General features: G+C 66.0%; 1 protein-coding gene. It reads right to left on the bottom strand.

What is annotated here, in order from left to right:
* A partial coding sequence (locus EE949_RS22445) for a pyridoxal-phosphate dependent enzyme (protein ID WP_122666306.1) occupies positions 1-297 on the bottom strand: 297 nt, incomplete at both ends.

Raw genomic sequence — 297 nt, 5'->3', positions numbered from 1 at the left:
ATCACGGCCTGGAAATCGCGCACCATGGCCGGGTAAGGGGGCGGGCCGGCCACGGTGCCGATGATGTAGAAGGTGTTTTCGATGTTGGTGACCCAGTCGCGCATCGCCTCGTTGAGCGCGTCCTTGAGCGTCTTGGAACCGGACTCGACAGGAACGACCGTCGCGCCCAGCAGCTTCATGCGGTAGACGTTCTGCGCCTGGCGCTTGACGTCCTCGCTGCCCATGTAGACCACGCATTCGAGGCCGAAACGGGCGCAGATGGTGGCCGTGGCCACGCCGTGCTGGCCGGCGCCGGTC

The organism is Pseudomonas viridiflava, from assembly GCF_900602065.1.
Classification (GTDB): Bacteria; Pseudomonadota; Gammaproteobacteria; order Pseudomonadales; family Pseudomonadaceae; genus Aquipseudomonas.
The sequence above is the reverse complement of the archived record's forward strand: the minus strand, read 5'-3'. Positions and strand labels throughout refer to the sequence as shown.